The sequence below is a fragment of the Geopsychrobacter electrodiphilus DSM 16401 genome (assembly GCF_000384395.1).
Taxonomy (GTDB): Bacteria; Desulfobacterota; Desulfuromonadia; order Desulfuromonadales; family Geopsychrobacteraceae; genus Geopsychrobacter; species Geopsychrobacter electrodiphilus.
Map to the genome: position 1 here is coordinate 1,355,765 of NZ_ARWE01000001.1, position 18,226 is coordinate 1,373,990.

Annotated in this window: 18 protein-coding genes; 14 read left to right on the plus strand and 4 right to left on the minus strand. The window is 49.1% G+C overall.

The window, feature by feature from the left end:
• The first annotated feature begins 72 nt into the window (after positions 1–72).
• The 9 genes from D888_RS0106405 (at position 73) to D888_RS0106445 (ending at position 9,616) form a co-directional block, all read left to right on the plus strand.
• Positions 73–1,314, plus strand: a complete 1,242-nt coding sequence (locus D888_RS0106405; protein ID WP_020675720.1) for a glycosyltransferase family 4 protein — start codon at positions 73–75, stop codon at positions 1,312–1,314.
• The gene (locus D888_RS0106410; RefSeq protein WP_020675721.1) at positions 1,289–2,209 is read left to right on the plus strand and encodes an NAD-dependent epimerase/dehydratase family protein; all 921 of its coding nucleotides are present in this window, start codon (positions 1,289–1,291) and stop codon (positions 2,207–2,209) included. Before D888_RS0106405 ends, D888_RS0106410 begins: the two co-directional genes overlap by 26 nt.
• Before the next feature lie 178 nt (positions 2,210–2,387).
• Complete coding sequence (locus D888_RS0106415; protein WP_020675722.1) at positions 2,388–3,476, plus strand: DUF1972 domain-containing protein; 1,089 nt, start codon at positions 2,388–2,390, stop codon at positions 3,474–3,476.
• 223 nt (positions 3,477–3,699) lie between these two features.
• On the plus strand, positions 3,700–5,112 hold the full coding sequence (locus tag D888_RS0106420) for a sugar transferase (protein ID WP_020675723.1): 1,413 nt from the start codon (positions 3,700–3,702) through the stop codon (positions 5,110–5,112).
• Between the two features lie 143 nt (positions 5,113–5,255).
• Positions 5,256–6,131 carry a YicC/YloC family endoribonuclease gene (locus D888_RS0106425; protein ID WP_020675724.1) on the plus strand — a complete coding sequence of 292 codons (876 nt, stop codon included), beginning with the start codon at positions 5,256–5,258 and terminating at the stop codon, positions 6,129–6,131.
• Positions 6,124–6,741: a guanylate kinase gene (gene gmk / locus D888_RS0106430; protein ID WP_033423233.1), complete on the plus strand. Its 618-nt coding sequence runs from the start codon at positions 6,124–6,126 to the stop codon at positions 6,739–6,741. Before D888_RS0106425 ends, gmk begins: the two co-directional genes overlap by 8 nt.
• A gap of 14 nt (positions 6,742–6,755) precedes the next feature.
• On the plus strand, positions 6,756–6,962 hold the full coding sequence (gene rpoZ, locus D888_RS0106435; protein WP_020675726.1) for a DNA-directed RNA polymerase subunit omega: 207 nt from the start codon (positions 6,756–6,758) through the stop codon (positions 6,960–6,962).
• Positions 6,963–7,046: 84 nt separating this feature from the next.
• Positions 7,047–9,209 (plus strand): RelA/SpoT family protein, encoded by a 2,163-nt coding sequence (locus D888_RS0106440; RefSeq protein ID WP_020675727.1) that lies wholly within the window; start codon positions 7,047–7,049, stop codon positions 9,207–9,209.
• Positions 9,210–9,235: 26 nt separating this feature from the next.
• Positions 9,236–9,616, plus strand: a complete 381-nt coding sequence (locus tag D888_RS0106445; protein WP_020675728.1) for a RidA family protein — start codon at positions 9,236–9,238, stop codon at positions 9,614–9,616.
• A 106-nt stretch (positions 9,617–9,722) separates the two neighbouring features.
• Here the strand turns inward: D888_RS0106445 and rpmB are convergent, their stop codons facing one another.
• The 4 genes from rpmB to purM all read right to left on the minus strand — a co-directional run bounded on the left by rpmB (position 9,723) and on the right by purM (position 12,199).
• Positions 9,723–9,914, minus strand: a complete 192-nt coding sequence (gene rpmB / locus D888_RS0106450) for a 50S ribosomal protein L28 (RefSeq protein WP_020675729.1) — start codon at positions 9,912–9,914, stop codon at positions 9,723–9,725.
• A 73-nt stretch (positions 9,915–9,987) separates the two neighbouring features.
• Positions 9,988–10,446: a 2-thiouracil desulfurase family protein gene (locus tag D888_RS0106455; protein WP_020675730.1), complete on the minus strand. Its 459-nt coding sequence runs from the start codon at positions 10,444–10,446 to the stop codon at positions 9,988–9,990.
• Between the two features lies 1 nt (position 10,447).
• Positions 10,448–11,107: a phosphoribosylglycinamide formyltransferase gene (gene purN / locus D888_RS0106460; protein WP_020675731.1), complete on the minus strand. Its 660-nt coding sequence runs from the start codon at positions 11,105–11,107 to the stop codon at positions 10,448–10,450.
• Positions 11,108–11,149: 42 nt separating this feature from the next.
• Positions 11,150–12,199, minus strand: coding sequence for a phosphoribosylformylglycinamidine cyclo-ligase (gene purM / locus D888_RS0106465; RefSeq protein WP_020675732.1), 1,050 nt, complete (start codon positions 12,197–12,199; stop codon positions 11,150–11,152).
• 305 nt (positions 12,200–12,504) lie between these two features.
• Here purM and rimI point away from each other — a divergent pair, with 305 nt between their 5' ends.
• The 5 genes from rimI to D888_RS0106490 all read left to right on the plus strand — a co-directional run bounded on the left by rimI (position 12,505) and on the right by D888_RS0106490 (position 18,225).
• On the plus strand, positions 12,505–12,945 hold the full coding sequence (gene rimI, locus D888_RS0106470) for a ribosomal protein S18-alanine N-acetyltransferase (protein ID WP_020675733.1): 441 nt from the start codon (positions 12,505–12,507) through the stop codon (positions 12,943–12,945).
• A gap of 3 nt (positions 12,946–12,948) precedes the next feature.
• Positions 12,949–13,800, plus strand: coding sequence for a dihydroorotate dehydrogenase electron transfer subunit (locus D888_RS0106475; RefSeq protein WP_020675734.1), 852 nt, complete (start codon positions 12,949–12,951; stop codon positions 13,798–13,800).
• Positions 13,797–14,735, plus strand: coding sequence for a dihydroorotate dehydrogenase (locus D888_RS0106480; RefSeq protein WP_020675735.1), 939 nt, complete (start codon positions 13,797–13,799; stop codon positions 14,733–14,735). The genes D888_RS0106475 and D888_RS0106480 overlap by 4 nt, the downstream gene beginning before the upstream one ends.
• A 68-nt stretch (positions 14,736–14,803) precedes the next feature.
• Positions 14,804–17,422 (plus strand): CBS domain-containing protein, encoded by a 2,619-nt coding sequence (locus D888_RS0106485; protein ID WP_020675736.1) that lies wholly within the window; start codon positions 14,804–14,806, stop codon positions 17,420–17,422.
• Positions 17,423–17,526: 104 nt separating this feature from the next.
• Complete coding sequence (locus tag D888_RS0106490) at positions 17,527–18,225, plus strand: site-2 protease family protein (RefSeq protein ID WP_020675737.1); 699 nt, start codon at positions 17,527–17,529, stop codon at positions 18,223–18,225.
• Position 18,226: the final 1 nt, after the last annotated feature.

The window sequence follows — 18,226 nt, forward strand, 5'->3', positions numbered from 1 at the left end:
ATCCTTTGATATCATGATCCATTTTTCAGGTTATTTATAAATACTTGTTTTCAATAAGGGATCTATTCGCGAATGAAAGTCCTTCTCGCACATAAATTTTTTCAATTAATCGGTGGGGCCGAGGTTTTCTTTTTTGAAACTGGTCGAGTTCTTGAGGAACGAAACCATGATGTCATTTATTTTTCGACCTCCGCAGAGGGAAACAAGGCGAGTCCTCACTCCGATTACTTTATCGACCCTCCTAATTACAGTGAGGGCAGTTTTATTAGTCGCGTACTTGGCATCCGCAGGATGATATATTCGCGTGATGCCAAACAAAGCTTTGCCCGGCTGCTGGCAGAGACCAAGCCTGATCTGATCCATGTGTTTGCGATCCATGTGCACCTTACCCCTTCAATACTGGTTGCGGCTTACGAAGCAAATATCCCCGTCGTTATGTCTTGCAACGATTACAAGCATATTTGCCCGAATTACAAAATGTATCATCACGGGCGTATTTGTACCGATTGTAAGGGGGGCAAATTTTATAAGGCGATTATTAATAAGTGTTGTAAAGAATCGCTCGCGTTTAGTGTCGCCAGTTGCCTTGAGGCTTATGTGCATAATTCGCTGGGGATTTATCGAAAATATGTACACACTTATTTATTTGCGAGTGAGTTTATGGCAAGAGAAACTGAGCGTTTTTGGGGGGTGGATAGCTTTCGTTGGGGCATCCTGCGTAATCCATTTAATAGTAAGCAGTTCCATGTCTCAGAAAGTTGTGACGATTACGCATTATTTTTTGGTCGATTGGTCGGTGAAAAGGGTGTTGACGTTTTGTTGAAGGCGGCAATTCATGCCGCAGATATTAAAATCAAAATTATCGGAAACGGTCCTGCTGAAGACAGTTTGCGAGCCTTGGCAGGAGAACTTCGTCTAACAAACGTTGAGTTCCTCGGCCCGATGTGGGGCGATGACTTGAACTCTATTTTGTCACGGGCACGCTTTGTTGTGGTGCCCTCCGTATGGCATGAGAATTTTCCCTACGTTATCAATCAGGCTTTTGCTTTCGGTCGGCCTGTTGTCGGTTCGGACCGCGGTGGAATCCCTGAATTAGTTAGCCATGGCGAACGTGGACTGATTTATGCGGCTCATGATGAGCGTGCATTAGCCGCGGCTATGACCGAGTTATGGGATAATCCGGTTCGTGCCGCAGAAATGGGCCGCGTTGCCAAACTTTTCTCCGATTCTGAATTTAATGATGAGCGTTTTTACCAACGGCTAGAGAGTGTCTATAAGGGGGTTTTAGATGAGAGTTCTGGTCCTCGGAGGTAATGGTTTTATTGGCTCCCACCTTGTCGATGAATTGTTGCGACGTGGCGACCGTGTTCGTGTTTTTGACCGATTTGATAATAATAAAAACGCAAAAAAAAATAATATTGATTGCAGATTGGGAGATTTCTCAGATACTTCCGCGTTGGCGGAGGCGTTGCACGATATTGATGTTGTTTACCATCTAATAAGCACGACAGTTCCGAGCACCTCTAATCTGGACCCGGTTGCTGATATCCAGGGCAACTTAATTGCTACCGTTCAGTTATTGCAACAGATGGTTTGTTTGAACGTGAAGAGGATTGTGTTCCTGTCTTCTGGCGGTACTGTCTATGGCAATCCTTCTCTGGTCCCCGTGCCAGAGACCCATCCCCTGAACCCAATTTGCTCCTACGGGATTGTTAAAGTTGCCATCGAAAAATATCTAAATATGTTTGCAGAACTTCATGGCATCAAGCCTCTTATTCTTAGAGCCTCTAATCCCTATGGCCCTCGACAGGGCCATATTGGTGTACAGGGGGTGATCCCAACATTTTTGAAGCGATTGGTTGATGGGGATTCTTTTCACATCTGGGGTGATGGCTCGATTGTCAGAGATTATATCTTTATTCATGACCTTGTGAAGCTTTGTCTGTTGGCAGGTGATTCCGGTGCTGTCGGTGCTTTTAATGCTGGAAGCGGCCTGGGTTATTCATTGCTGAACATTATAAGTGCGATCACTGAGGTTTCCGGAAGAATTCCCCAGGTAGAATATTTCACAGAACGTAAATTTGACGTGAAGAGAGTGGTTCTTGATATGAAAAAGGCACGAGACGTGTTCGGCTGGACACCTGAAACTTCTATAGAGGATGGCATTTTGTCGCATTGGGAGTGGCTATTATCCGTTTCTGAACAATGACGTTTCCCAGAAACATTCGGTCCCAAAATATTTTCACATATCGACGCAGAACCTTCTTTGGAGTCTACACCTATTTTGATAATGGGCCCTTTTGGTGACACCGTGGAGTATTACGATGTCTGGATGAAATCTCTCTGAGAGGTAGGCTCGGCTGTTCTTGTTAAACAATAGAGGGACAATGAAGATTTCTATTTTAGGTACACGGGGGATCCCCGCAAAGCATGGTGGTTTTGAAACTTTTGCTGAACATTTCGCTCTCTACCTCCATCAAAAAGGTTGGCATGTCACCGTTTACTGTCAAGGAGAGGGTGCTGGACAAATCTATAAGGATGTGTGGTGCGGTATCAATCGTGTTCATATCCCTGTTGTCCAGAAGGGCGCCAAAGGCACCATAGTTTTTGACTGGAAATCAACCTTGCATGCGGTGCAAAGTAAAATTCCTGTATTGACGCTGGGTTACAACACCGCAATTTTCTGTTTACTCTATCGTTTAAGGGGTGTCAAAAATATTATAAATATGGATGGGATTGAATGGCGGCGTGGTAAGTGGAGTCCTTTGGAAAGAGCATGGCTTTATGCCAATGAAAAACTTGGTGCGTGGCTGGGGAACCATCTTGTTGCAGATCACCCTGAAATCCAGAAACATCTGTCCCGGTTTGTCTCTTCTTCAAAAATAAGCGTGATCCCCTATGGTGCAGATATTTTGGAGTCGGCAAATGAATCTCTGCTTTCACCTTTTAATTTAGAAAAAAATAAATATGCAGTTTTGATAGCTCGCCCTGAGCAAGAAAACTCAATTCTCGAAATTGTAAAGGCATACTCAAAAGCTGCGCGTGGTATGTCGTTGGTTGTTCTTGGCAATTATGCTCCTGAGGCAAACAACTATCATAGGTTAGTGGTGGCTGCTGCAGGTGATGAGGTGCAATTTGTTGGCGCCATCTATGATAAAGAAGTAGTCCAATCACTAAGGTTTTTTGCACGCTTTTATGTCCACGGTCATACGGTAGGAGGCACAAACCCTTCGTTAGTTGAGGCCTTGGGGGCTGGGTCGCCCGTGCTTGCCCAAAACAATAAGTTTAACCGCTGGGTGGCTGGCGAAGGGGCCCGATATTTCTCCACGGAAGAGGAATGTGCAGAGCAGATTGATATTCTTATGCAAGATGATGGACTGATTGCCTCCATGAAACAGCATAGTTTTCTGCAAATGCAAAATAATTTTACTTGGGATAAAATACATAGAGCCTATGAACAGCTCTTTTTTGATTAGTCTGATTTAGTAATATTTAACCCATATCAGGCAGGGAATACAGACCACAGGGTTTTTTAATTTCTGGGCTTAAAACTGTGAGAGAAAGTCGCCAGATTTTTACTCTTCAGATTTATTTTTCTTTCTGAAATGTGATTTGTTCTTGAACTTTTTTATAAATAATTTTACCCCATTCATAAAAATTACAATCAGATGATCAATAAATAGTTTTTTAGGGAGGGATATGTTCCGTCAGCAGTCAAAACTGTTCAATCGGCTTTCTATCATAGTCGATATTGTTATTATTATTGTCGCTTTCGTGTGCGCCTATCATTTCAGGAAACCCCTATCTGGAGGTTTGAGGAATTTTCGGGAATATGCTTGGGTGCTTTTTATTGTAGTCCCTGTCTGGGTTTACCTCCTTAAAAAGCAACAACTTCATGCATCTATTCGTCGGCTTTCAATTTTTGATATCTTATCCCGCCTGATATCGGTTCATTTTATTGGTGGAATACTGGTTGCTTCTATTATCTATTTTGTAGACAGGGATCAGTACAGCCGCGGACTTTATTTGGCCTTTCTAGGGTTTTCCTGGGCTTTTTTCAGTTTAGAAAAGGTTGGTTTACGGACTGGGTTAGGATTGTTGCGCCGGCGTGGATACAATACCCGGAATCTCCTGATTATCGGTACTCAGAAGAAGGCACAACGTTTTTGTCAGCTTATTGAAGAGCATAAGGACTGGGGTTTGGCCATTTTAGGATTTGTCCAGATTGCCCCGGGACCATCACTGGACGAAGTTGAAGGGCATTGCGTTTTAGGCCGGTCAGAAGATCTGATCGAAATATGCAAGGGCAAACAGGTTGATGAGGTGGTGTTCTGTATTCCCAAAGACTACGTTGTCGAAGCCGAAAGTAACCTTCAGGACCTTGAGGAATTGGGTATCGCAGTGCGGATGGTTGTTGATTTTTTTGAGTCCTCATTTTATCGCAAGGAACTGAGTTTATTCCACAATGAGTTGCCTATTCTTACTTATCATCCTAAGGCTTTTGACTCTCAGCAGCTCTTTATTAAGCGTCTGATTGATATTGGGGGGGCAGTCGTCGGTCTGATCATTACTGGAGTTCTTCTTCCTTTTATCGCTTTTGCATTAAAGCGGGATTCTCCGGGGCCCCTCTTTTTTAGTCAGGAGCGTGTAGGACTTGGTGGTAGACATTTTAAATGTTGGAAGTTTCGCTCCATGTACATTGATGCCGAAGAACGGAAAAAGGATCTTATGGTTGAAAATGAAATGGAAGGTGCGATGTTTAAAATAAAAAATGATCCCCGTGTCACCAGGGTCGGAAAGTTTCTGCGCAAAACCAGTCTCGATGAATTACCTCAGTTTTGGAATGTGTTTGTGGGTGAGATGAGTCTTGTCGGGACAAGACCTCCGACTCCCGCAGAGGTTTCTGCCTATGAGAACTGGCATCGTCGTCGGATCAGCATTAAGCCCGGAATTACCGGAAATTGGCAGGTGAGTGGTCGAAGCGAAATCAAGGATTTTGATGCTATCGTCAGATTGGATCTGGATTATATAGACCGCTGGTCATTGTGGCTGGATGTAAAAATTCTTTTTCAAACCATAAAAGTTGTTCTGGGTCGAGAGGGGAGTTTTTAAATGTGACATTTTTGAGTTTTTTAGATTAATCAAAAGAGAAATAGCTGCATGCAAACCCGCCTTTGACATGGACAACGGCGGGGTTTTACGTTCTAATGCTCGGCGTGAGGGGGCATTTGATGCCCAGGTAGGCGTGAGGACATATGATTCGAAGTATGACAGGTTACGGTCGAGGGCAGGGAAAGGCGAATGGGCTTATTTTTTCGGCAGAGATCCGGGCCGTAAATCATCGCTATGGGGATATTAATATTAAGGCCCCTCGTCTATTGTTCCCATTTGAGGCGGAGGTTAAAAAGCAGGTTGCGACTGTTCTTAAACGCGGGAAAATTGACGTATTTGTGATTCAGGAGACTTCTGAAGACGTCGTTGCTGTTCCGGTACTCAACAGGGCCGTCGCTCGAGGATACGTAGAGCTTTTCAATCAGATGCGCACCGAATTTAATCTGTCGGGTGACATTCCTCTTGAATTGCTGGCAGCTCAAAAAGACGTGTTGATCGTCAGGGAGAATGCTGTTGATGAAGGGGCTCTGCGCGATGCGCTGCAGCAGGCGGTTTGCGGGGCGTTGACGGGGATGCTGGCCATGCGTGAGGCTGAGGGCGAAGCAACGCAGATTGATATTCGGGCTCGGCTCGGTTTGATCCGTCAGTCTCTGGAGATGATAGCATCTCGTGCGGCGCAGGTGCCTCTGGAGTGGCAGCAAAAACTTAAAGAGCGCCTGCAGCGTTTGGCCGATGATGCTGTGGATGAACAGAGGCTTGCTCAGGAGTTGGTGCTCTTCGCCGATCGTTGCGATATCAGTGAAGAACTCTCCCGGTTTCAGAGTCATCTTCAACAGCTTGATCAGCTTTTCAGCAGTCTAGAGCCGGTTGGGCGGCAGATGGATTTTTTGATCCAGGAGTTGAACCGGGAGACCAATACCATGGGCTCGAAATCGAACGATGCCGACTTGACGCGAAATGTTGTTGCGATTAAGGCTGAACTCGAAAAAATCCGTGAACAGGTCCAGAATATTGAATAATAAAAGACCTGGAATTCTGTTCGTTGTCTCTGCTCCGTCAGGAGCGGGTAAGACAACTCTGTGTCATGCCATGTTTGACAAATTCCCGGATTTGCGGCAGTCTGTCTCGTTCACCACACGGCCAATGCGTGCGGGGGAACAAGATGGTGTTGATTATCATTTTGTTGACCACGGCTGTTTTGAAAAGATGGTACAGGCAGGTGAATTCCTGGAATGGGCCGAAGTGCATGGTCACCTCTATGGCACCGCCCTTTCAACCTTGCAGCGAGCCGCGACTCAAGGCGCTGATCTTCTGCTGGAGATTGATTGTCAGGGAGCACGGCAGATTCGTAATTCACTGAAGGATGCAGTCTGTATCTTTGTTCTTCCCCCTGACTTTTCTGAACTGGAGCATCGCCTGCGTGGGCGTGAGACAGACAGTGATCAAGTTATTGCTCGCCGCCTGGCAAATGCGAAGGATGAAATTTCTCAGGCTCATTGGTATGATTATATCGTTTTAAACGACAGCATTGAAGATGCGGGGCAGCACTTTGCTTCCATTATCGAAGCAGAAAGATGCCGCACGCATCTTTGGCTCGAGTTTCTCAAACATAATTTTGCACTAAACTAAGGAGAACCCAAGATATGGCACGTGTTACGGTAGAAGATTGTCTCGAAGTTATTCCTAATCGCTTTCAACTTGCAATTGTAGCGTCTAAACGCGCCAAGCAGCTTTATAAGGGAGCAGAACCGCTGATTGAGAATAAATCCGGGAATAAAAAAGTCGTTCTGGCCTTGCGTGAAATTGCGGCGGGAGTTGTCGCATACGATATTCCGAAACGCCGTCGTTAGTTTTTACCGTAAATCAGTCGGGGGCCTTTTCTGAAGGCCCCCGACTTTTTTATGTCCTTTATTGCAGGCGAAACACACACACCTATGGTGCATCTGGACGGTCTTTTAAAGCAGGTCCGTGAGTATAATCCAGACATTGATGAAGCGATGGTACGCAAGGTCTACGACTTTTGTGTCTCAGCACATCAAGAACAGACCTATGTTTCCGGCGCTCCTCAGCTTGATCATCTCCTCGAAGTCACAGAGATTCTGGTGCAACTTAAAGTTGATGAAACCACCCTTCTGCTCGGCCTTCTACATGATATTCCAAATGTTTCAGATACCGCCCTGGCAGAGGTTAAGTCTCTGTTTGGTGAAACTCTCTTTCAAATGGTTTCAACGGGACATCGTATAAGCCAGATCCCCTATCGCAACAGCACTCAGCAGCGCGTTGAAAATTTCCGCAAGATGTTTATCACCATGGCACGTGATCTGCGCGTTGTGCTTGTCAGCCTGGCTGACCGCCTCTGTATGATGCGAAGTCTTCAATTTGAATCGCCAGAAAAACAATTGCAGGTTTCTCGAGAAACTCTTGAGGTCTATGCCCCTTTAGCCAATCGACTCGGTATAAGCTGGCTTAAAGGTGAGCTTGAAGATCTTTCGTTGAGTTATCAAGAAAAAGATAAATATGAAGAACTGATCAATCGCATATCAAGTCAGAAAGATGAACGAGAGCGTTATGTTAAACGGGTTAAGGAGGATCTCCGTGAACTGCTAAAGCGGAATTCTGTTGAGGGCAAGGTCTCTGGTCGTTCTAAACACCTCTATTCTGTTTTTAAAAAAATGGAACGGACCGGAGTTGATCTGGAGGAGATCTATGACCTGACGGCGTTTCGGGTGCTGGTGGAGACGGTATCCGAATGTTATGCAGTGGTTGGTCTGGTTCACGCCACCTGGAAACCAATTCCAGGCCGCTTCAAAGATTACATCGCCATGCCTAAATCAAACCTGTATCAGTCTCTGCATACCACGGTGGTCGGTCCCTTCGGCGAACGAATGGAAGTGCAGATTCGTACTCACGCAATGCATGATATTGCCGAACAGGGTGTTGCGGCCCACTGGAAGTACAAAGAAGGCGGTGCGGTGTCGGCAACTGGTCGTGATGACCAACGCTTCAGCTGGTTGCGACACCTGCTGGAATGGCAACAGGATGTTACGCTGTCGTCTGAAGGCTCTCATTCTGGGCTGCTTGATCTCTTTCCAGAGGAGGTCTATGTCTTTACCCCAGGTGGTGACGTAAAGGAGCTACCCAGAGGGGCGACCCCAATCGACTTTGCCTATGCCATTCATAGTGACGTTGGTAACCAGTGTGTCGGTGCCCGAATCAATGGTAAGCATTGTCCATTGAGGACGATATTACAAAATGGCGATATCGTCGAGATTCAGACACTGGCATCGCATCGGCCGAGCAAGGACTGGCTCAATTTTGCAAAAACCTCTAAAGCGCGCAACAAAATACGTCAATTTGTCAAAGATGAACAACGGGAAAAAAGTCTCGAATTCGGACGGGAACTGTTTGAAAAGGAGTTGCGAAAATACCAGTACAGCATCAAGCGTGCACAGACTCTCAGTGGGTTCAGACAGGGGATTGAAGATCTCGGTTTCAAGGAGTTTGATGATGTGCTGGCGGCGATCGGTTACGGCAAGCTGACTGTCGGGCAATTTGTTTCACAGATTTTACCGAAAGATGAACTGAAAGCAGCCGTACCGCCCAAGATGAATCCATTTACGAAGGTTCTGGATAAGCTTTCCGGGAAAAAACGTTCGGTCAGCGCAATTCGGATTGATGGGATTGATGATGTGATGGTCCGGTTTGCGAATTGCTGCAACCCGCTCCCCGGGGAAAAAGTTATAGGCTTTATCACTAGGGGACATGGTCTTTCGGTCCATTCAATAGACTGTTCTCAGGCGATGGCCTGTGATCCGGAACGTTTGATCGAAGTCGAGTGGGATCTGGGTAAGCAGACCAATCGTCCCGTTAAAATACGTATTTTCTGTAATGATCAAAAGGGGATGTTGGTTGCTATTTCCGGGGCTATTACGGCAGCAGATGCAAATATCATCAGCGCTAATGTCCATGCGACTTTAGACAAGGGGGGGATGAACCTGTTTGAGATAGATGTGCACAATCTTGAACATCTTAATCGAGTTATTAGAGAGGTAAAGAAAATCCGTGGGGTTTACCGGGTTGAACGAGTACGCTTGTAAGCCTTTAACGATAAAGGAGAGTTCATATGGAAATTACCCAGGTCATAACAGATCAGGCTCCGGCAGCTATCGGCCCTTACTCTCAGGCGATCAGGGCCGGCAACCTGTTGTTTTGTTCAGGGCAGATTCCGTTGCTGCCTGATGGCTCAGTAGTCGAGGGAGGGATTCGTGAGCAGACGCTGCAGGTGATGAAGAATCTCAGGGCCCTGGTTGATGCGGCCGGTGCGGATTTGAGCCGGGTTGTCAAGACGACCATTTATTTGGCCGATCTGGGAGATTTCGCCGTGGTTAATGAAATTTATGCGGAGAGTTTCACCGCTCATCCGCCAGCGCGGGCGACAGTTCAGGTGGCTGGTTTGCCTAAGGGTGTGCGTATCGAGATCGATGCGATTGCAATGTTTGCCTGAGTTGCCCGCTACAGGTCCAAGCTGTATATTTTGAAAAACCACATCAAAAAGGGATGGCGCCATAGGGTGCCATCCCTTTTTGATAAACTGGTGTAACAGGTATGCGTCAGATTGCTTTTTGGACTTTTTCAGCGCGGATACAGCGTGTGCAGACCTTCATCGCACGAACGACTCCGTTTTGAACGCCCCGGACTTTTTGCAAGTTCGGATTCCAGACAGCCCTGGTTTTGTTGTGTGCGTGACTGACATTATTACCGGTAATGGGTTTCTTCCCACAAATTTCACATACTTTGGCCATCGGTCTGACTCCTTCACAAATTTAAGAACGCGCATTCATAGCACACTCAGGTTACGAATGTAAATAAGTTATTTCAGTAAAGATCTTCTTCGCTGAGGATCTTGAACCCTTGTTGTTGCAGTAAGGCGCAGGTGATTCCTGTCCCTTTGACCAGTTGACCGTTGCGGTGAATCTGACGGCTGCCGCAAGAGGGACTGCGTTGTTTGAGGATCGCAGTCTTGCAACGGCAGAGATGAGCGATGCGCACAGTTTCTTCAGCACCCCGTAAAAACAGCTCCGTAGGGTTTTGGCCGGTTTCATCGGTCAGCTGTGCTTTCCCCTGTAGAAAGTCATCCCCGTCTCCCCTGACGAACCAGGCTTTACTCCTCGGCGTAGAGAGACCGCCGAGCTGTTCAGGACAAACCGGGATCGGCTGGAGATTGTTGTTTGTCAGGTAATCAATGACACCCTGATGGTAGGTGTTGGTACCGTCGTAACGGCAATTAACCCCCAGGAGGCAGGCACTGACCAGAATAGGGTAACCTGAAGACATCTTAGTCGTTCCCCTCTGGTTCGTCCGAAGACTCTGGTCTGTTCGGGGTTTTGGGGAGAATCCGAACGCGTCTGTTTTCGATCAACAATCGTCCTTCAGCAAATAGCTGAATCGCCTGAGGATAAATTTTATGTTCTTCGATCAGGATACGCGCGGCCAGGTCCTCGGCGCTGTCGTCTTCAAGGACCGGGACCACTGCCTGCAGAACGATTGGGCCGGTATCAACGCCAGCGTCGACGAGATGGACCGTGCAGCCTGAAAATCGAGCGCCGTAGTCAATGGCCTGCTGCTGAACATGCAGGCCGGGAAAGGCCGGCAACAGGGCAGGGTGGATATTGATGATGCGTTGCGGGTATGCCTCAAGGAATACCGGGCTGATGATCCGCATAAACCCGGCCAGGACTACCAGCTCGACGTTTGCTGCCTGCAGTTGTTTAACGACCTTGCTGTCAAAGTCAGAGCGCCTGGTGAAATCGCGATGGTTGATACAGCAGGTTTTGAGCCCGGCGGTTTCTGCGCGTGTCAGCGCACCTGCCCCTGGATTGTTGCAGATCACAATAGCGACTTCTGCGCTCAGGGTGCCAGCAGCACAACCGTCGATTATCGATTGCAGGTTGGTACCACCGCCAGAGGCGAGAATTCCAAGGCGTAGTTTTTTCACAGGGATTCCGATCTTCTTCGCGCAGTGTATCAGCGGGCGGACTTAACTGAGCACAACCTGCGCTTCTTCGCCTTTGCGCGACGCAATCTCACCGATCAGATAAGCGCATTCGTTCAGACCGGACAAGCGCCCTATGATGTCTTCAACCTGAGCAGCTGGGACCACCAGAACCATACCGATGCCGTAATTGAAGGTGCGATACATCTCGAAATCATCGAGGTTTCCCCCTTCGCGCAGCAGTTCAAAAATGTCCGGTTTTGCCCAACTTTTACGGTCGATAATCGCCTTGCAGTTACGTGGCAGAACGCGCGGAACATTTTCGAGGAGGCCGCCGCCGGTAATGTGGGCAATCCCTTTAATGTTGAAGTCGCGCAGCAGGTTGAGAATACTCTTGACGTAGATGCGGGTCGGGGTGATCAGAGCTTCACCCAGTGTGATGGAGAGGCCTGCAGGGATTGCGTCCAGCGGCAGGGCCATTTTTTCAAGCAGGATTTTACGTGCCAGTGAATAGCCGTTGCTGTGCAGGCCGCTTGAAGCGATACCGATAATATGGTCATCGGTATTGATTGACGAACCGTCGACAATCATGTCGCGGTCGACTACACCGACCGTAAAACCGGCAAGGTCATATTCGCCATCGAGGTACATCCCCGGCATTTCGGCCGTTTCACCCCCCAGCAGCGCACAGCCAGCCTGTTGACAGCCCGCCGAAATGCCCTTCATGATTTCCACAGCTTTTTCAGGGGAGAGTTTACCGGTCGCCAGGTAATCGAGGAAAAACAGCGGTTCAGCGCCCTGAACCACGATATCATTAACGCACATTGCAACCAGGTCGATGCCCACAGTGTCGTGCTTGTCGAGGGCAAAGGCCAGTTTAAGTTTGGTGCCAACACCATCGGTCGAAGCAACCAGCGCAGGCTGTTTGTACTTGCTGCTATTTAACGAAAAAAGGCCGCCAAACCCGCCGATATCGGAGATGACCTCGGGCCGAGATGTGGCTTTGACCAGAGGTTTGATCATCTGTACAAAGCGATTACCCGCCTCGATGTCGACTCCGGCGTCTTTATAGGTGATCTTTTTACTGTCGCTCACGCTGTACTCCTTGCGCTGTTGAAAAGGCCGGTCATTAGAGCATCGGGTTGTTTGTTTGTCAACCGCTACGGGTGCATGGTTTCCCACAGATAATCGTCTTTACAGGCTCCGGTGGAATACCTATTATAACGCTGGTTATGGACTTGCCAGAGGCGCGTCAGCTGAGGAGAGTCTCCGATTGTACTTCACGGATGATAGCATCGATTCATTGGAGTCGCCACTGACGACAGAGCTGATTGATATTAATTTTAGCGGGTGATCTTATCTCAGTTTGCAGCCTAACAGAATGGACGCATCGCCAATGCGTGCCCGAAGATCTTCCCCGCGTCCTCGAGGTTGAACAGGCCTCTCATCTTCAACCCTGGACGCAGGCTCAGTTCAGCCAGGAATTGGAGTCGATTTATTCTCGGACAGAACTTTTATTCCGGGGCAAGCAATTGACCGGCTACATCTGTTTCTGGGTTGTCGCCGGGGAGATGCAAATTTTAAATGTGTCGACTGCGCCTGCATTCAGGCGACAAGGTGTTGCTCGTCGATTACTGGAATATGCCTTTGATCTGGCAAAAATAAGCCTGGCACAGTCGGCTTTCCTTGAAGTTCGTATCAGTAATCATGGCGCGATTGCTCTTTATCGCGCCCTTGGTTTTGTGGATGATTGCATTCGCCCCAAATATTACAGCGATGGTGAGGATGCCTTGCTGATGAGTTGTCCTCTCGATTCGGTGAGGAGTGAGGAGCAGAAGTAAAAGATGAAAAACCTGCAAACGATTGTCCTTTCCAATCAGGAAATCTCCCCCGGTTATTTTCGGATGCGTATCCTGGCGCCTGGTTATCAGGGGAAGACGCAACCGGGTCAGTTCGTGATGTTCCGTGTACGGCGCTCGCTTCCGCCCTTGTTACGTCGTCCGTTTGGAATTTTTCAGATTGGTTTTCTCCCTGCCGATTGTGCCGGGATGCCTGAGAAGGAATTTATCGAGCTGATCTACAAGGTTGTCGGCTCCGGTACTGAGGTGATGCGTGAACTGCATCAGGGAGACCGGATCGAATTGCTCGGTCCTCTGGGGCGCGGCTTTGATATTGATGATGAGGCTGGAGATAAAATTCTGGTCGGTGGCGGCATCGGGTTGGTGCCACTCTATATGCTGGCGGGCTCGCTCCCAGATCGCTCAAAAACCCGTCTGCTGATCGGTGGCCGCAGCCGCGAAGACATTATCACAGTGACGGAGTTTGAACGCCTGGGGGTGACGACCCATGTTACGACCGAAGATGGCAGCCTCGGGGAATCCGGACTGATCACCAAGATACTTGAACGCAAACTAAAAAAATATCCGCAAGCCAAGGTCTATTCCTGTGGCCCGATGCCGATGCTGCGTGCGGTCGAAAAAATCTGTTCTGAACGACAGGTCTCACTGCAGGTTTCACTCGAAGCGTTGATGGCTTGTGGCGTTGGTGCCTGTTTGGGATGTGTGGTTAAGGGGCGGGAGCATTCAGAGCAAAATCCGCAATATCTGTGTACCTGCCGGCAGGGGCCGGTATTTCACAGTCATGAACTCGATTGGGATCGCCTGCACCAGAATACCGATCATAAGGAACAGCCATGAGTCAACCTGCCGCAACTCTCTCGAAACCGAACCTTGCAGTCGAATTTGCCGGTCTCAAATTGAAGAACCCCCTGATGCCGGCTTCCGGCACCTTCGGCTACGGCCAGGAGTTTGCACCCTATCTTGATTTGAATCGACTCGGGGCGATCGTCACCAAAGGGCTGTCGCTCAAGCCCAAGGCCGGTAACCCGACCCCCCGGATTGCCGAGACCGTCAGTGGTATGCTTAACGCTATCGGTTTGCAGAATGTCGGGGTCGATGCCTTTATTTATGAAAAAATGCCATTTCTTGCTCAGTTCGACAGTCCGGTGATTGTCAATTTCTTCGGTAATACTCAGGATGAGTATTGTGAAGTCGCCGCGCGGCTTGATGTGGTCCCGGGGGTCGCTGCGCTTGAAATGAATATCTCCTGCCCAAATGTCAAGCAGGGTGGGATTGTCTTCGGTACTGATCCGAAGGCTGTCTTTGAGGTGGTTTCCGCAGTGCGCAAGCGCATGAAGAAGCCGTTAATCGTCAAATTAACCCCGAATGTGACCGATATCCGGATTACCGCGCAGGCGGCCGAAGATGCCGGTGCCGATGTGATCAGTCTGATCAATACCATCACCGGAATGTCGGTCGATGTGCGCAGTCGTAAACCGCGTATCGCCAATGTCATCGGCGGCCTTTCCGGGCCTGGTATCCGTCCGATTGCGGTCCGCATGACCCATCAGGTTGTACAGACGGTGAAAATCCCCGTCATCGGAATTGGTGGCATTATGCGCGCCGAAGATGCCCTGGAGTTTCTGATTGTCGGCGCCAGGGCGGTCCAGGTCGGAACGGCTAACTTTGTTGATCCGAATGCCATGCAGACTATCCTGGACGACCTTCGCGTCTTTTGTATTGAGCAAGGGGTCAGCGATATCAACGATCTGATCGGAAGTTTGCAGCTTTAGAGATGGGTGAGGGGGGAGGTGTGAGGTGTTCACACTTAAACCCTCACACCTCACGGATTTTTTGAGCCATGGATGTTATTACCACCCATATAAACGCTGATTTCGATTGCCTCGGTGCAATGATTGCCGCTCGCCGCCTCTATCCGGAGGCGGTGCTGGTCTTCCCCGGTTCACAAGAGCGCGGGCTGAGAGCTTTCCTGCTCGATTCCACCCTTTATGCTTATAATTTCAAACGGCTTAAGGAAATCAACCTGGGTGAGATTACCCGTCTGATTCTGGTCGACGTGCGTCAAGCTGCCCGTATCGGGCCCTTTGCCTCTGTGGCTGTTGACCCGCGGGTTGAGCTGCATATCTTTGATCATCATCTCTCGACGATTGACAGCCTGAAAGGAGACTTCGAGCGCATTGAAGATGTAGGTGCGACCACAACCATCATGACCCGAACTTTTGTTGAGCGGGGGATTGTCCCAACTCCGGATGAAGCAACCATGATGATGCTTGGGCTATACGAAGATACCGGCAATCTTCTTTACGGCTCAACCTGCGCTGAGGACTTTAGTGCCGCGCGGTTCCTGTTTGAGCAAGGGGCTAATCTCAATACTGTCGCCGATTTTCTGGTACGGGAAATGACGCCCGAGCAGGTTGACCTGCTCAACCGTCTGCTCAAATCCTGTCGCCGCATTCAGGTGCATGGGGTTGAAATCGCGATTGCTCAGGCATCGCTCGATTATTACGTTACCGATATCGCATCTCTCGCTCATAAGTTGAAGGATATCGAAAACCTTTCGGTACTGATCGTTGCGGTTCGTATGACAGATCGGGTTTTTATGGTGGCCCGATCTCGAATCGCAGCCGTGGATGTGGGGGAATTGTTGCAGGGTTTTGGCGGCGGCGGACACTCCTTTGCCGCCTCAGCTACTGTGCGTGATATGCCGCTGGAGCAACTGCTTGATACGTTGGAGCGACGACTGCACGAGCAGATCACACCGCGTATGACGGCTGGAAGCATAATGAGTACTCCGGTAAAATCTCTGGCGCTGACGTCCAGTATTCGTCAGGCCGCGGAACTATTGACCCGCTTGAATTTCAATGCTGCACCGGTTCTTGATGGCACGCGGATCGTTGGGATTGTCGCGCGGCAGATGGTTGAAAAAGCCCTGCATCATCAGATGGGAGATACGTCGATCAGTGAGATCATGTCGAGTGATTTTTCGCAGGCGTCTTCCGGTACCGACATTCTCGATTTGAAAGAGATGATCCTCGCGCATCGTCAACGCTTTATCCCGATCATTGATGAAGGGGTCCTGGTCGGGGTTGTCACACGCACTGATCTGCTTCAGCACCTGGTCGGAGAACAGGGGAGCAATGGTGGCACCCGGTCTCGTTTGAAACGCAAAAGTGTCAGTCGTTTACTCCCGCAAATTGTACCGCTGGATCTGTTGTCTCTCTTGCGCCGGATTGGAGAGCTGGCAGAAAGTTCAAATGTTAAAGCTTATCTCGTGGGTGGATTCGTGCGCGATCTGCTCTTAAGACAACCCAATGATGATGTCGACATTGTCGTTGAGGGGGAGGGCATTTCTTTTGCTGAGCAGGTTGCCCGCATGCTGGATGGGCGGGTTAAGGCACATCCTAAATTCGGAACGGCGGTCGTTGTCTCGCCGGAGGGCCTGAAGATAGATATCGCTACCGCGCGCATCGAATATTATGCAGCGCCGGCGGCGTTGCCGGAAGTCGAATATGCTTCCATTCGTCATGATCTCTATCGCCGTGATTTTTCGATCAACACCTTGGCGATGATTTTAAACCGTTCCAATTTTGGTCAGATACTCGATTTTTTTAATGGCCAGCGTGATCTGAAGGACCAGGCGATCCGGGTTCTGCATAATCTCAGTTTTGTTGAAGATCCGACACGCGCCTTTCGGGCGGTGCGGTTTGAACAGCGTCTCGGGTTCAAAATCGGTGGGCAGACCGAACGTTTGTTAAAAAATGCCGTAGCGAATAAGGTTGTCGCACGGGTGAGCGGACGGCGGATTCTGAATGAATTGCGCCATATCCTTGGAGAAACCCATCCATTGCCGGCATTGAAGCGGCTTGATTCCCTCGGTCTGTTGCCCTTTGTTTCGCCGAGTCTCAGGTTCGACGAAGTCGCAGAGGGTTTGTTTGTTGCAGCTGACAAGGCATTGAACTGGTTTGAATTGCTCTTCACAGGCGAGGACTGTGATCCCTTTTTGGTTAGACTGCTCTGTTTATTTAATGATTTACCGCGACGTGAACTGAAGAAAACCCTGGCCGCACTGGAGTTGAAGCTCAGCTGGCAAAACGTATTAAGTGCCGAAGTCATTCAGACGCGCAAGGCACTGGCTTTCTTAACTCGTGCCACTGAACGTTCAACTATGCCAGCAGCCAGTCGGATTTATCACTGGTTAAACCCCTTGTCACTTGAGTCGTTGATCTATCTTCTGGCCCTGTCTAGATCAGAAGATGCGCGACGCATGATATCAACCTATGTGACCCGCTTGCGCCATCTGCGGATTGAATTGGATGGGCATGATCTGACCGCCCTGGGGATGACCCCCGGTCCGCAATACACCAGGATACTGACAAATCTGCTTGATGCCAGGATTGACGGAAAAATTTTATCGCGTGAGGATGAAGTACAATGGGTTAAGAAGCATTTTATGCTCTGAGTTCTCGAATTGAGCATTTCATTGACTCCCCTCGGGGGTTCTGCGAAAATCTGCCCTGTTTTCTTTGTATTACCGCTGGAGCGGGCATGGAGTAATTTGATTTTATGGGGCATGGAATAGACGCTTTTTTACTGAAATTGTCGGTGATGCTGGTGCCGGCCCTGCTTGCTATAATCCTGCATGAAGTCGCTCACGGCTATGTTGCAGACCGATTGGGAGATCCGACCGCGCGCCTGCTGGGGCGTTTGACCCTTAATCCCTTACGCCACCTTGATCCGATCGGCACGATCGCGATCTTCGTTTTCGGTTTCGGCTGGGCACGGCCGGTGCCGGTCAACGCCAAAAACCTGCGTCATCCGCGACAGGACATGATCTGGGTCGCCCTGGCAGGCCCGTTGACCAATCTCGCTCTCGCTTTGATTTCGGTCCTCTTTCTGCGTGGCATCAGCCTCCTGGAAACGACTCAATTGGTCAGTAGCCAGATGTTCTTGGATATCAGTCGACCCCTCAGGGTTATGGCGGCCTTTAGCCTCTACATCAATCTGCTGCTCGGTGTTTTCAACCTTCTCCCGATCCCTCCCCTCGATGGCGGACGTGTCCTGGTAGGCATTCTGCCCGGAAAACAAGCGCTCTGGCTCAATCGTTTTGAACCGTTCGGATTTGTCCTGCTACTGTTATTGATTTTTTTTACCGATGTCTGGAGTCGGCTGCTTTCGCCGTTGATGACTCTGCTGCTGCAGACCCTGGCCGGGGGTGAATACCACTATGTCGAAAAAGCGATCAGCTTTCTTTTTGGTGGTTAGC